15 protein-coding genes, 1 tRNA gene and 1 pseudogene are annotated in these 13,844 nt (G+C 60.8%); 10 read left to right on the forward strand and 7 right to left on the reverse strand.

Features of this window, described 5'->3' with window-relative positions; translation table 11 throughout:
* Positions 1-25: 25 nt before the first annotated feature.
* From WGT02_RS20405 to WGT02_RS20425, 5 genes are all read left to right on the forward strand, one after another.
* A complete protein-coding gene (locus WGT02_RS20405; RefSeq protein ID WP_024316160.1) occupies positions 26-1,189 on the forward strand; it encodes a M20 aminoacylase family protein in 1,164 nt (387 codons plus the stop codon).
* Between the two features lie 72 nt (positions 1,190-1,261).
* Positions 1,262-1,338 (forward strand) — tRNA-Arg (locus WGT02_RS20410).
* Positions 1,339-1,770: 432 nt separating this feature from the next.
* Positions 1,771-2,220 (forward strand): ribose 5-phosphate isomerase B, encoded by a 450-nt coding sequence (gene rpiB / locus WGT02_RS20415; RefSeq protein ID WP_024316158.1) that lies wholly within the window; start codon positions 1,771-1,773, stop codon positions 2,218-2,220.
* Between the two features lie 56 nt (positions 2,221-2,276).
* Positions 2,277-2,417: a hypothetical protein gene (locus WGT02_RS20420; protein WP_208250604.1), complete on the forward strand. Its 141-nt coding sequence runs from the start codon at positions 2,277-2,279 to the stop codon at positions 2,415-2,417.
* A 110-nt stretch (positions 2,418-2,527) separates the two neighbouring features.
* On the forward strand, positions 2,528-3,124 hold the full coding sequence (locus tag WGT02_RS20425; RefSeq protein WP_208250602.1) for a hypothetical protein: 597 nt from the start codon (positions 2,528-2,530) through the stop codon (positions 3,122-3,124).
* An 86-nt stretch (positions 3,125-3,210) separates the two neighbouring features.
* Here the strand turns inward: WGT02_RS20425 and WGT02_RS20430 are convergent, their stop codons facing one another.
* Entirely contained in the window at positions 3,211-4,326 is a 1,116-nt protein-coding gene (locus tag WGT02_RS20430) for an IS630 family transposase (protein WP_208244984.1), read from the reverse strand.
* 28 nt (positions 4,327-4,354) lie between these two features.
* On the opposite strand from WGT02_RS20430, the gene WGT02_RS20435 reads away from it, so the two are divergent.
* Entirely contained in the window at positions 4,355-4,639 is a 285-nt protein-coding gene (locus WGT02_RS20435) for a LexA family transcriptional regulator (protein WP_225039569.1), read from the forward strand.
* A gap of 79 nt (positions 4,640-4,718) precedes the next feature.
* On the opposite strand, the gene WGT02_RS20440 is transcribed toward WGT02_RS20435, so the two are convergent.
* From WGT02_RS20440 to WGT02_RS20455, 4 genes are read right to left on the reverse strand one after another with little or no spacing between them, the layout of a single operon-like run.
* On the reverse strand, positions 4,719-5,516 hold the full coding sequence (locus tag WGT02_RS20440; protein ID WP_208249558.1) for a 3-methyl-2-oxobutanoate hydroxymethyltransferase: 798 nt from the start codon (positions 5,514-5,516) through the stop codon (positions 4,719-4,721).
* A gap of 29 nt (positions 5,517-5,545) precedes the next feature.
* The gene (locus WGT02_RS20445) at positions 5,546-6,772 is read right to left on the reverse strand and encodes an NAD(P)/FAD-dependent oxidoreductase (RefSeq protein WP_024316155.1); all 1,227 of its coding nucleotides are present in this window, start codon (positions 6,770-6,772) and stop codon (positions 5,546-5,548) included.
* Positions 6,773-6,782: 10 nt separating this feature from the next.
* Positions 6,783-7,097, reverse strand: coding sequence for a MocE family 2Fe-2S type ferredoxin (locus WGT02_RS20450; protein ID WP_208249556.1), 315 nt, complete (start codon positions 7,095-7,097; stop codon positions 6,783-6,785).
* A 33-nt stretch (positions 7,098-7,130) separates the two neighbouring features.
* A complete protein-coding gene (locus tag WGT02_RS20455; RefSeq protein WP_024316153.1) occupies positions 7,131-8,219 on the reverse strand; it encodes a fatty acid desaturase family protein in 1,089 nt (362 codons plus the stop codon).
* Between the two features lie 142 nt (positions 8,220-8,361).
* Between WGT02_RS20455 and WGT02_RS20460 the strand changes: the two are divergent.
* Both WGT02_RS20460 and WGT02_RS20465 read left to right on the forward strand, forming a co-directional pair.
* Positions 8,362-9,394: pseudogene (locus WGT02_RS20460) on the forward strand (LacI family DNA-binding transcriptional regulator).
* A gap of 157 nt (positions 9,395-9,551) precedes the next feature.
* Positions 9,552-11,180 carry a phosphoethanolamine transferase gene (locus WGT02_RS20465; RefSeq protein WP_024316151.1) on the forward strand — a complete coding sequence of 543 codons (1,629 nt, stop codon included), beginning with the start codon at positions 9,552-9,554 and terminating at the stop codon, positions 11,178-11,180.
* A gap of 2 nt (positions 11,181-11,182) precedes the next feature.
* On the opposite strand, the gene WGT02_RS20470 is transcribed toward WGT02_RS20465, so the two are convergent.
* Complete coding sequence (locus WGT02_RS20470; RefSeq protein ID WP_208249548.1) at positions 11,183-11,827, reverse strand: ThuA domain-containing protein; 645 nt, start codon at positions 11,825-11,827, stop codon at positions 11,183-11,185.
* 179 nt (positions 11,828-12,006) lie between these two features.
* On the opposite strand from WGT02_RS20470, the gene WGT02_RS20475 reads away from it, so the two are divergent.
* Positions 12,007-12,159 (forward strand): hypothetical protein, encoded by a 153-nt coding sequence (locus WGT02_RS20475; protein ID WP_167546212.1) that lies wholly within the window; start codon positions 12,007-12,009, stop codon positions 12,157-12,159.
* A gap of 8 nt (positions 12,160-12,167) precedes the next feature.
* Here WGT02_RS20475 and WGT02_RS20480 read toward each other — a convergent pair whose 3' ends face one another.
* On the reverse strand, positions 12,168-12,431 hold the full coding sequence (locus WGT02_RS20480; protein WP_208250548.1) for a BON domain-containing protein: 264 nt from the start codon (positions 12,429-12,431) through the stop codon (positions 12,168-12,170).
* Positions 12,432-12,624: 193 nt separating this feature from the next.
* Between WGT02_RS20480 and dxr the strand changes: the two genes are divergently transcribed.
* On the forward strand, positions 12,625-13,818 hold the full coding sequence (gene dxr / locus WGT02_RS20485) for a 1-deoxy-D-xylulose-5-phosphate reductoisomerase (RefSeq protein ID WP_024316148.1): 1,194 nt from the start codon (positions 12,625-12,627) through the stop codon (positions 13,816-13,818).
* Positions 13,819-13,844 lie beyond the last annotated feature (26 nt).

The raw sequence follows: 13,844 nt of genomic DNA on the forward strand, positions 1-13,844 counted from the left end.
CGATTTTCACGACAGGAAAGCCAGCATGCCGATTTTGAACAGAGCCGCCGAACTTCAGGACGAAGTGACAGAGTGGCGACGGCATATCCATGCGCGTCCCGAACTTCTCTTCGCGGTCGAAACCACCGCTGCCTTCGTGGCCGAGAAACTCAAGGAGTTCGGTGTCGACGAGATCGTCACCGGCATCGGCAGGACCGGCGTCGTTGGCCTGATCAAGGGCAAGGGCGAAGGCGCGCGCACCATTGGCCTGCGCGCCGACATGGATGCCCTGCCGCTCACCGAAATCAGCGGCAAGCCCTGGGCCTCGACGACCCCGGGCAAGATGCATGCCTGCGGCCACGACGGCCATACCGCCATGCTGCTCGGCGCGGCGAAATATCTGGCCGAGACGCGCAACTTCAACGGCAATATTGCGGTCATTTTCCAGCCGGCCGAAGAAGGCGGCGGCGGCGGCAACCTGATGGTCAAGGACGGCATGATGGAGCGCTTCGGCATCGAAGAGGTCTACGGCATGCACAACCTGCCGGGCCTTCCGGTCGGTCACTTCGCCATCCGCAGCGGCGCGATCATGGCCGCCACCGACGAGTTCACCATCACCATCAAGGGCCGCGGCGGCCATGCGGCACAGCCGCACCGGACGATCGATCCGATCGCGATCGGCGCGCAGGTCGTCAGCAACCTGCAGCTGATTGCTTCCCGCAGCGTCGACCCGCTGCGCTCGGTCGTCGTCTCGGTCACCAAGTTCAATGCCGGTTTCGCGCACAACGTCATCCCGAACGATGCGACGATCGCCGGCACGGTGCGCACGCTCGACGAAGAGGTGCGCGACCTCGCCGAGACGCGCCTGAAGCAGGTGGTTAACGGCCTGGTTGCGGCCCATGGAGCCGAGGTCGACATCAACTTCAACCGTAACTATCCGGTGACCTTCAACCACGCGACGGAAACCGGCCACGCCCTTCGCATCGCTGGCGAGATCGCCGGCGCCGGCAATGTGAATGCCGAGATCGACCCGATGATGGGCGGCGAGGACTTCTCCTACATGCTGAACGCCCGTCCGGGCGCATTCATCTTCATCGGCAACGGCGACACGGCCGGCCTGCACAACGCCGCCTACGATTTCAACGACGAAACCATTGCCCACGGCATTTCCTACTGGGTGCGGCTTGCCGAACAGCGCCTCGGTGCCTGAAACCGACTTCATGCGGGCATTGCAAAAGAGCTTGGCTTCCGGCCAAGCCTTTTGTATGCATGACGCTCAAGTGGTCCCGTAGCTCAGCAGGATAGAGCATCAGATTCCTAATCTGAGGGTCACGCGTTCGAATCGCGTCGGGATCACCAGTATTTTCAAAGTTAACCTTCGATTTCCCCAGAGTGTCACGTTCGTGCATCCGTTCACGTTGTTCTCAATGGATCAACGTGTTGTCGACAGCCTGAATAGACATCACCGAAATCGATAACATCCGTATCTAGAGTGGATCGAATCTGACGCTTGGTACCCGCGCAGAAACCTCCGTCCCGGTCGTGGAAGGGCGTTTCGACCCTGCCCGGAAGCAGAAATTCCAGTGTCGCACGAGGGTGGTTAGCGATCCTTTGGTTATTCGTCACTCCGACAAAGCGGCGCGCAGTTTACGCCAAGGGCCATCGAACTCACTTGAGCCAACCGGTAATGATCGGAATGAGGCGCGACGCTCGTGCATCTCTTAGAGAGGTATGGTAGCTAGGGTGCATCTTCGAGACGCCAAACTGTCTTGGGAACGGGACGACTTCTCCATGACAGCCAGCAACCGCATCGCCCTCTCCAGCGACCACGCCGCCATTCAGCTGCGACAGGCCATTGCCGGTCATATTGCGGCGCAAGGCTGGGTAGTCGTCGATATCGGACCGACAACGCCGGAGAGCACACACTATCCTAAGCACGGCGAAGCGGCGGCGCGGCTCGTCGCCTCCGGCGATTGCCGGTTTGGCATCATCCTATGCGGCACCGGCCAGGGCATCATGATGGCGGCGAACAAGGTAAAGGGCATCCGTTGCGGCGTCTGCGTCGACACATTCTCAGCCCGCATGATCCGCCAGCACAACGATGCCAACATGCTGTCAATTGGCGTGCGCGTGGTGGGCGAAGGGCTGGCGCTCGATATCGTGGATGCGTTCCTGACCGCTCGTTTCGAGGGCGGCCGGCATGCGGCGCGGGTGGAGATGATTGAGGCGCTGGAGGGGTAGCGCCGTCCTTTTGTTCTTCTTCTTTGGGTTCCCGCCCCGAATCCCCAAGCTGACGGATGACCGCTTCTTACATTTACGTCCAGAAGATGCCGGTCGGCTATCCACCAAACCTCGTCGTTTCCCGATGGCTCGGTTATGCCGAACCGCCGCATGACCAGGAATACTTATCGGCCCCAAAGCTCTGCCATGCGGCATAATCCGACTTACGGCATAATGAATGGTATCGCTGGGCGGGTCGCCCAGGGTCACGGCTAAAATCAGTTCAGCCACGTCGTCAACCAGCTTAGGGACACGCGCAAGCCGCGTCTTGTCGTGCAGCAGACCCGGCACGCCCTCTTCCATGAACCGCGCCTGCCAGCGCCAGACGGCGGTCTTGCTGACACCGGCTGTGCGCATCATCGCCGCCGTGCCCAGCCCATCGGCCAGTGGCCAGCACGATCCGGGCGCGCCAGACGTGCTTCTGGGGGGTGCGGTCGTCAACGATCACCTGCAGGCGCTGCGATCGGTCGGGTTCAAGTGGACGGTGATGCCAGTGGGCATCCTGAAGGCTCGCACGCCGGCAAACTCGTGGGAATCCCACGAAGGACCCTTGTGTCGATATCAATCCAGCCGCGTCCTCGTAACCGTATCGGTGCGTCGCCGCGATGGCGATGACACCAATCACCGTCATCGGTTTGCTGTACATGGTCTCAAGCCGTCTTCGCGACACAGGATGGCCGCAATCCTCATGTGGGTGCTTCTGGCGCCGGTCTTCCTACCGACGTTTATCGCTATCCCGCTGCCCGCTTTGGCGACACAAGGCATCGCCCTTTTTTCTATGGCGTCGCCTTTGTCCTTGCGTTGGTTCCCAGCGAGGGCTTCACGCCGGCAGGCCAATCTCAAGCTGCGCGGCCTTCGGCCCTGACGAAGCCGCGCAGAGGTCAGTTTGGCAGGCTCGGGATGGATTAGGACCAATATCGAGCACGCCCACCTAGTGCCGCGCCACAGAGATTATGACTCTTTGACGGGGTAAGCTTTGCGGAGCTTTTGGCGGGCTTTTTCGGTTGTGAACATCCATTGGATCTTTGCGCCATTAGCGTTGCGTTGCTGCTCCCAGGCTGCGACTTCGGCGATTATGGTGTCTTTATTGTCGATACGACGGTCGAGGCATTGGCTGCGCAGGACACCGATCTCGATCTCGACCATGTTGAGCCAACTGGCGTGCTTGGGCGTGTGGTGGAACTCCAGTCGCTTCAGCACCCTTCGAGCCTCCGGGGCTGGAAATGCGTCGTAAAGCGCCCCGGCGGAATGGGTGGAGAGGTTGTCCATCACCACGCGGATGATCGGGGCGTCGGGATAATCGACGTCGACCAGTTCGCGCATGCACTGGGCGAAGTCTTGGTTGGTTCGCCGATCGGTGACCTTCACCCTGCGCCAGGGCTGGTGGGCGTCCATGAAGACAAACAGATTGACCGTGCCGTTTCGGCGATACTCGCAGTCGTAGCGTTCAAGCTGGCCAGGCTTGGCCGCAATGGGCTCGCGCACTTCGCCGATGAGTTGGGTCGGGCTCTCGTCGAAGCAGACCACGGGCCTTTGTGGATCAGGCGTCTCTGCGTAGAGGTCGAGAACATCCTCCATGCGCGCGACGTATTCCCCATCGAGCTTTGGGATGCACCACATGTCTTTGCGCCAAGGTTTGAGATGATTCTCAGCCAGCCGGCGACGTACGGTCTCCGAGGACAACTCGTCATGATCGGTGAGTCGGACCATCTCATCGGCCAGAAGCTCCAGGGTCCAGCGGGCTCGCCCGGGCGGCGGCTTTGAGCAGGCGGTCGCCACCAACAGCGCCTCCTCCTTGCTCGATAGCTTGCGCTCAACACCCGGGCGCGGTTCTTCACTGAGCGCGCCTTCCAGATTGGCTTCCACAAACCGGCGCTTGGTCCGGTAAATCGTCGATCCGCTGACGTTCAAGGTTGCCGCGATCACCTCGTCGCTGAAGCCTTCGTCCGCCGCCACCAGGATCTGGGCGCGCTTGATCTTGCGCGACGCATGGCGTCCCCCGCTCAACAAAACGGCCAGTTGATCACGTTCCGATTGGCTAAGCTCTACGTGAAACTTTATAGTCATCGACACCTCCTTCAGCGCGGAGACGCAGATGAATCCGAAAATGAGTCCCTCACTTGACCCGCAAGCCGCAACGGCAAGACATGGCCTTACGCAAGTCCAAGGCCAGTACCTGGCCTTCATCTACGCCTACAGCCGCATCTTCAAACAGCCTCCGGCCGAAGCCGACATGCGTCGCCACTTCGCCGTTACGGCTCCGTCTGTTCACCAGATGGTGCTGACCCTCGAGAAGGCAGGATTTATATCCCGCGTGCCAGGCGCAGCACGCAGCATCCAACTTCTCATCCCACCAGAAGACTTGCCCATTCTACGATAACCCAACCCGTCATAATCTCTGTGGCGCGGTACTAGAGGAAGGATGGGCGGTTCATGCGCGGCGATCAGAAGTCCGGCAATTAGAGTCGGGACAGAAACCTCTCCAACTCCTCGGCATCAACAGGCACGCGATGACGTTCCTCGGGATAGGCGCCGCTTGCGATGTCGGCGGCGTATTCGCGGAATGCCGCGATCCGTTCCACCTGGATCCGATCATATTCCGCCGCGAGGTTGCGATAGGCCTTGGCGTGGCGCGGATAGCGCCCGCGGTTCAGGCCCAGCACGTCCTCGGAGAACAGATATTGGGCATCGCAGCCGCTGCCGGCTCCCATGGAGATCAGCAGCATCGAGGTCCGTTCCGAAATCGCCGCAGCGACCTCGGCCGGCACCACCTCGATTTCCACGCTGAAAGCACCCGCAGCCTCCAGATCCTTCACCTGCTTGTAGACGAAGGCTGCCGATGCCGCCGTCTTCCCGACGGCCCGAAAGCCGCCCGTCCATGTGGAGTGCGACGGAATGAGCCCCGTATGACCGCAGACGGGAATATGTTCGTCGCGCAGCCGCCTGATCGTCTGCAGGCTGGCGGCGCAGTAGATGGCATCGGCTGACGCCGCCCGCATCTTCACGGCGCAGCGCAGGATCTCATCGGTGGTGGCACCGCTCTGGCCGTACTCGCCGCCGGGGATTGCGAAGCGACCGGGAGCGGCATCGCGAAACTGTGGATCGAAGAGGAGCTCGGGAGGAACCGAAATCAGATCGATGCCGGCGGCCTCGGCCGCTTCGGCCTCCTCGAGCGCTACCACGCGTAGCATGCTGAGCTGCCGCTTGCCCTTCATCGCCAGGAGGTCATGCACAGTCGGTCGCACTTGTTTGCTCATTGCCGATACCTTGAGAATACGGTCGCCACTCAGGCGGCCAGGAGGGATTTCAGTTTGACGTTGCTTGCAACGAGGGCCGCCGGATCCGGATGGGCGCGCGCCGCGATCAGCATTTCGGCAAGCCGAATATCGCGGGCGACCGCATTGCCGCGACCGACGCCGCTTGCCGCAAGCAACCGGCCGGCTTGATCGAGATGGAACAGGATGAAGGCGCCATCGCCGAGATCGCGTCGCAGATGCTGAACGGCGCCCTCCGCCAAGCCGGCGATCTGCAGCGTCACATCGTATTGATCGGACCAGAACCAGGGTACGGCGGAAACGGCTTCGCCAAGCCCTATCATATTGGCGGCGGCCAGTGCCCCCTGCTCCTGGGCATTGCGCCAGGATTCGAGCCGCACGCGGCGGCCGCCATAGATCGCCAGCGGGAACGAGCAGCAGTCGCCGGCTGCGTAAATGTCAGGTGCCGAGGTGCGCAGGAGTTCGTCGACGGCAATGCCGTTGTCGATCTTGAGGCCGGCGCAAGCGGCAAGATCCGTATTGGGAACGGCGCCAATACCGACGAGCACGAGATCTGCCTCGACAGCATCGCCATCGACCAGGCGGATGATCGCCCTTTCGTTTTGTTCCGTTACACTGTTGATGACAACGCCGCAGCGAATGTCGACGCCTTCGAGCGAATGGCGTTCGGTGATGACGCTGGCAACCTCCTCCGGCACGCCGCGCTTCAGCACGCGCTCCAGTCCTTCGAGAACCGTCACATCCGCTCCGAACGCCCGCGCCGTCGCGGCAAGTTCCAGGCCGATAAAGCCGCCGCCGATGATCGCGATGCGCTTGCCGGGCACCATGGCCTTGCGAAGGGCAACCGCGTCCGCATGGGTGCGCAGCGAACGGATATGCTCGCTCTCCGAGCCGATCCCCGGAAGCGGCCGTGCGCGAGCGCCGGTGGCAAGCAGGAGCTTGTCATAGGCAATGGTACGGCCATCGGAAAGCGCGACTGACTTTGCCTTAGGATCGAGACCCTGAATTGTGACACCCGTCAGCAGGCTGATGCCGCTTTCGACATATTTGGCCGGCTGGGCGATGAATTTCGGCGCCGCCGAACGCTCGTCGCTCGCCTTTGAAAGCGGCGGCCGCTCGTAGGGCGCGAGCGACTCGCTACCGATCAGCGTGATCTCGCCGTCATATCCCTTTTCGCGCAGGGCAAACGCCGCGCGTGCGCCGCACTCCCCTGCCCCGATGATCACGAAATGGGTCATCACAGCCTCCTCAGATCGAGAGGAAGACGGCGCCGCCTTCGACTTTCACGGGATAGGTGCTCAGGTTGACGCAAACCGGCGCCCCCCTGGCTTCACCCGTCTTGTAGTTGAAGCGGCCATTGTGCTTCGGACATTCGATGATCTCGTCCATGACGAGGCCATCGGCAAGATGGACGTGCTCGTGCGTGCAGAGCCCGTCGGTTGCGAAGAACTCGTCGTCGGGGCTGCGGTAGACCGCAAACGTCCTGCCCGCGCAATCGAAACGCATGACATCCTCCTCGTCGATGTCCTCGACCGCACAGACCTCGATCCAATTTCCGCTCATCTTGTCCTCCCAAACTCTTCGTTTCGCGCCGGGCTATTGGGCCGCTGGCGCAAGCTCGCTGTGGAATTCCTCGCGATAGGGCCGCGCCGTCGCCGGCAGCTCGCGTTTGAGGAAATAGTCCTCGTTGCGCAGCTGGCGCAGAAATGCCGGGATCATTTCGCGATAGCCGGACAAAATCGACGGATTGGCCACCGGCAGATCGTGCTTGATCATCGCATGCAGGCGCGGCAGCGCGTGGTAGGGCACCATCGGGAACATGTGATGCTCGACGTGGTAGTTCATGTTCCAGTAAATGAAGCGGCTGACCGGGTTCATATGGACCGTGCGGCTGTTTAAACGGTGGTCGATGACATTGTCCGCGAGACCGCCATGCTGCAGCAGGCCGGTCAGCACATGATGCCACGCGCCATAGAGCCGGGGCAGGCCGATCAGCATCAGCGGCAGGATGGAGCCCATCGCAATCGCAGCCGCGATCGTTACGACATAGATGGCAAGCCAGCTGCGCGCGATAAGGATGGCGCGCGGCTGTTCCATCTCAGGAATGAAGGTCTTCTCCTCCGCGCTGATGATGCCGAAGGCATTGCGCAGCATGTCGACCATTGCATGCCAGACATCGAGAATGCCGAAGAAGTTCAGGATCAGCCGCAGCAGATCCGGCGGGCGCATCACTGCAATTTCGGGGTCCCGGCCGACGATCACCGTGTCGGTGTGATGGCGCGTATGGCTCCAGCGCCAGGTCACCGGATTGCGCATGATCATGAAGCAGGCGATCTGATAGACCGCATCATTCATCCAGCGCGTCTTGAAGGCCGTACCGTGGCCGCATTCGTGCCAGCGGCTATCGGATGCCGAGCCGTAAAGCACCCCATATGCAAGGAACAACGGCAGAGAGAGCCAGGAGCCCCAGAAATAGATACCAAACCCGGCAAAGACGATCATCGCCCCGAGCCAGATGATCGTGTCGCGAATGGCCGGGGCGTCGGAACGCTGCATCAGCGCCTTCATATCCTTGCGCGCAACCTCGGTGTGATACCACTCCGCGGCCGCCAGTCCCATGTCGACGGCCGTTCGGCCGCTTTCGCCGAGCAGGCTGTAGTCTCGTTTCTTCGTCTTGTCTGCCATTTTAATCTCCCACAGGCCGTCCCTCCCGGCCCGTCCAACAGAGATTAGGTTGACTTTCGTCATGCGACAATGCAGCCTTGATGTATTCTATCAAAACACATCATTGCGATGGCATTACGATGATAGATTCTTGCAGGGCACGATGGTAAAGCGACCAACGATACAGGATCTGGCGGATGCGTCCGGCGTTAGCGTCGCGACGGTCGATCGTGTGCTGAACGGTCGCCATCGCGTTCGGGAGGAGACGGCGCGACGCGTCTATAACGCGGCAGCCTCGATCGGCTACCATGCCGTCGGTCTGCTCCGGCAGCGGGTGTTTCAGGACCTCCCGCATTATCGGCTGGGGTTTCTGCTGCAGCGTCCTGCCCAGTCGTTCTATCAAACGCTCGCTCGCGAAATTGAGCAGGCGGTGCACGCCAATACGTCATTCCGCATTACGGCGCAGATCGAGTACGCGGCCGCGTCGACGCCGGCCGCCATCATCGAAAAACTGAAGCTTCTCGCGAGCCGCAATCAGGCGATTGCTTTTGGTCGGACCGGACTATCCGGCCGTCACCGCCGAGGTCGAAGACCTGAAAGCCAAGGGCGTCCCGGTCTTTTCAATCCTGTCTGACCTCGCAAGCGGCGTGCGGCGGGGCTACATCGGATTGAACAATCGGAAGGTCGGCCGTACGGCCGCCTGGATGATCGCAAAGGCCGCCAGAAACCCCGGAAAGGTCGCCTGCTTCGTCGGCAGCCATCGTTACCACGGGCATGAGTTGCGCGAGATCGGCTTCCGCTCCTATTTCCGCGAGAATGCCCCTGATTTTGAGGTTCTCGAAACGCTGATCAACCTCGAGACGCCTGAGATAACTCACGAAGCCACTATCAATCTCCTCAAGCAGCATTCGGACCTCATCGGATTTTATGTCTGCGGCGGTGGCATGGAAGGCGCGATCTCGGCTGTCCGCGAAGAGGGCCTTGCCGGCAAGATTGTCGTCGTCGTTAACGAACTGACACCAGACTCGCGCGCAGCGCTTGCTGACGATGCGGTGACCGTGGCGATCTCAACGCCGATCAAGAGCCTCTGCAGCGAATTGATCACGCTGATGACCTCGTCCCTTGGCTCGGAGAATGATGCGGTTCCGGGGCAATCGTTCTTGCCGTTCGATATCTACACCTCAGAGAACATCTAGCCGCTCGTCGCGCCATTCCAGTATCACGACCAACGAGAACGGTATCGGTCGGCGGTGAGTCCGTTCAGGTGTGCGTCAGTTTCATGACACATTTAGCCGCTACTGCGGTGGACTGAATGTTCGCCCATGCGGACAAACAGGCACCGAGGCCGTCCACTTGACACCACCATCGCTCTATCGGCCAAGAATCGGCAGCATTTCGCTGTCCGCCATCACCGGGCTCTATCTCGTCATGTTCACGAACCGGACGTTCTGGGGGAAGGTTCACACCTATCTCGCCACGACGCCGACAGCGATCACCGCACTTTACATTGCGATCTCGGTTCTGTTCGTGGCCATCGTCACGGCCTTTTCGGCGAAATACGTCATCAAGCCGGTTTTGATTTTTCTGGTACTTGCGGCGGCACTGGCGGCGTGGTTCACGGACACCTTCGGCGTGATCGTCGACAGCGACATGATCCGAAATGCGATGGAAACGACGCCTGCCGAGGCCAATCACCTGATTACGCCCGGCTTTCTCCTGCATGTCGTACTGTTCGCCGTCATCCCGATCACGCTGATCCTTTGGGTCAAGGTGGTTCACCGCCCCGTGCTGCAGAAGCTCTTGTGGAACAGCGTGACGATCCTCTGCTGCCTGTTGGTATTCGGCGCTGTCGCGGGCGTCTACGCCAAGGAGTATACTGCAGCGATCCGTCAGCACCGAGACATCGTCAAGAGCCTGAACCCCGTCACCCCGATCGTCGGCGCCACGCGGTATTTCATGCAGGCCGGCAAAGAAGCCAGGCTCGTCGTCAAGCCGCTCGGCACCGACGCCAGGGTCGTCCCTGTCGTGGACGTGCACAAACCACGGGTGACGATTATCGTTGCCGGCGAGACGGCGCGGGCGATGAACTTTTCGCTCGGCGGCTATCATCGCGACACCAACCCCGAGCTTCGCAAGCAGGGCGTCATCTATTTCCCGCAAACGACGAGCTGCGGCACGGCGACTGCGACATCGATACCCTGCATGTTCTCGCAGTTCACGCGCGCAAGCTTCACCCATCGCAAAGGCATCGAGAACGAAGGCCTGATGGATGTTCTCGCCCACGCGGGCATCGACGTGACCTGGTTTGACAACAACACCGGCAGCAAGGGCGCCGCTGCCCGCATCAATTATGTAGACCTCGCGAATTCGACCGATCGGCGGTTCTGCAAAGACGGCGAGTGCCAGGACGGCATCTTTCTGGACAAGCTCGACACATGGCTGAACGGCGTAACCAAGGATAGCGTGCTCGTCCTGCATCAGATCGGCAGCCACGGCCCGGCCTATTACCTGCGCTATCCCAACGAGTTCCGGAAGTTCACCCCTGAGTGCGAGACGGCGGAGCTCGGCAACTGCAAGGACGATGAAATCGTCAACGCATACGACAACTCGATCCTCTACACCGACCATTTCCTTTCCACGGTCATCGACAAGCTCAAGGCTCGCAGCGACAAGATCGCGACCGGCTTGATCTACATGTCGGATCACGGTGAGTCGTTGGGCGAGAAGGGTCTCTATCTCCATGGGGCGCCCTATTTCCTCGCCCCGGAGGAGCAGACGCACGTTCCTTTCGTCGTTTGGCTCGACCCGGATTTCACTGCGTCGATGGCACTCGACAAGGCATGCTTGGCCCAGTCGACAGCACAGCCGACATCCCATGACAACCTGTTCCACAGCGTGCTCGGAATGATGAATATCTCGACGTCCGTCTATGACGCGAAGCTTGATGTCTTCGCCGGTTGCAAGACGGGTCGGACCTCCTAGCGCTAAGAGCGCGCTGCCCAGGAAAGGCCGCGACGAAGAATGAGGCGCATGTAGGGGTGATCGAATTCGCTCTCTACATGGCCGAGCGCCGAGTAGAACACACGTCCCGAGCCGAACTGGCGCTTGAAGGCGACCGGCATCGTGACGTTGCGCGCAGCCGCATCATTCTCACCGGAAAAGCTCGTCGTCGCCAGGATTTCGACCGACGGATCGTAGTGCAGGTAGTATTGTTCTGACCGATAGTCGAAATCGGGAATACCCTCCATCACAGGGTCATGCTGGCGCGTGACGTTGACGCGAAAATCGATGATGTTGCCGGGATGGGCGACCCAGGTCACGCCGGAAACATAGCGGAACGGAGCACTCTCTTTGAACGAGGTCGCAAGCGCGCCGTGATGCCCGCCGAGGCCGAGACCGCCGCGCACGGCCTCCACCAACGCATTGGCATGCGCCTTCTCGATCTTCTGGCCAGTGATAACAGGTACCAGCAGATCGGCGGTCGCGATCGCTGCTGAGCCGAAGATGCCAAGGTCGCCGGTCACCTCGACGGCAAAGCCATCCTCCTGCAACAGTTCCCCGACGCGGTGCGCGCACGCTTCAGGCTCGTGGCCGCTCCAACCGCCCCAGACGATGATCGCTTTGCGCATGCGCACCTCCCTTACCGAACGTACTGGGCCGCCGAAAATGGCCAACTCTTCCTTACGACAAGACTGCCGGCATAAGCCAGTGCGAGCCTTTGCCGATCACATTTTCTGGCGGCGGTCGGAAGACGGAACTTTTCCAACCGACACGGCGTTTGTTTGACGGAAAAAGAGGAGTGCTTGCCATGCGCATAAAACTGACGGTGCTTGCATTCGCATATCTCATTGTCAGCGGCCTGCTGCTCGCAACCGCCTATAAGTCGACGGGACCGATCACCACGCCAAAGACAGACAGGGTCGCAGGTTCGACCTTCCTGATGGAACGCTTCGCCGGCTGATCGGATAACTACGCCACCCGAATATCATTGCGCACAGGCTTCCCCCCGGCGATAGCCTGCGCAACCGCTGTTGCGCGTTCGATTTCAGGCGCGGTTGCCACAACGCCTGTCAGCACAACGGCATGGTCCTCAACCATCACCTTCACATCCGCCGCATCGATGCCGCCTGCCACCGCCAGAGCATTCGCCACGGCCTCCTCGAGCGAAGCATCCTCGTCGCCTGTTTCCGGATCAAAGGGTTCGCCAAAGAAGGTTGGTTGCTTGAAAACCATTGCACTTCCTCCTGTTTCGACTTCAACAAAACGCGGCGATCGCCAGTTGGTTTCGCGCAGGGTCATCGAACCTGATCTGCGAAAGCAGCGAACGCCTAGCCAGCTGCCGGATTTCTGCTGCGCGGCACACTTGCCGCTCATTTCAATCCCCTGTACAGCCAGAGCCAATGCAAGAGTTTTGGCGAAATCACCGATGATGGCACGCGAACGTGCGCCCAGGCGCCTCAGTATTTTTGGCTCAACCGGCTCGATCGGACAAAATACGCTCGACGTTATCGAGCAACTGGGCGGACGGGACGGCTATGAGATCTCGGTCGTAACCGGCAACGAAAACGTCCAGCTTCTGGCGCAGCAGGCCAAGTCGGCGGGCGCCAAGCTTGCGGTCACGGCTAGCGAGGACAAATATCACTCGCTGAAGGACGAACTCTCAGGCAGCGGCATCGCGGTGGCCGCCGGCGTGTCCGGCCTGGCGGAAGCTGCCGACCTCGATGCGGATTGGGTGATGGCCGCCATCGTCGGCACGGCCGGACTGGCGCCGACACTGGCTGCCGCCCGCAAGGGCGCCACGATCGCGCTCGCCAACAAGGAATGTCTGGTTTCGGCTGGCGATCTTTTCGTCGATGCCGTGGCGAAGGGCGGCGGACGACTGATCCCCGTCGACAGCGAACACAGCGCAATCTTTCAGTCTCTTGACGAGGACCAGCGGCATGCGGTCGAACGGATCATCCTAACGGCGTCCGGCGGTCCGTTCCGCACCTGGTCGCGCGCCGACATGGCGAATGTGACGGCAGCTACAGCGCGCGCGCACCCCAACTGGTCGATGGGACTGAAGATCTCGGTCGGAAGTGCCTCGATGTTCAACAAAGCGCTGGAGATGATCGAGGCAAAGCATCTCTTCGGTGTTCGCCCGGACCAGATCGAAGTGATCGTTCACCCGCAGTCGATCGTCCACTCCATGGTCGGCTACACGGATGGATCGATCATAGCTCAGCTCGGCAGCCCCGACATGAGGACGGCGATCGGCTATGCACTCGACTACCCGCGCCGGCCGACGCTGAACGTCGAGCGGCTGGATTTTGCCAAGCTCTCGCGCCTGGACTTCGAGGCCCCTGATGAAGAGCGCTTCCCGGCGCTAAGATTGGCGCGTACCGCGCTGGAACGCGGCGGCCTGCAGGGTGCCGTCATGAACGCGGCTGAGGAAATTGCCTTTCACGCCTTCGTCGAGGAACGGATCGGTTTCCTGATGATGGCCGATATTGCCGAAGCGGTCATGGACAAGATGATCAAAACGGGCGAAGCGCGGACGATGGACGACGTGTTTGCTGCCGATGCCGAAGCCCGAAGGCTCGCTGCGGAACTGATCGCTCTTAGCGAAAAGGCCGCCTGACGGCGGCCAATCTTTTCGCAAACCAA

This window comes from Rhizobium sp. T1470, from assembly GCF_042140505.1.
Lineage (GTDB): Bacteria > Pseudomonadota > Alphaproteobacteria > Rhizobiales > Rhizobiaceae > Rhizobium > Rhizobium favelukesii.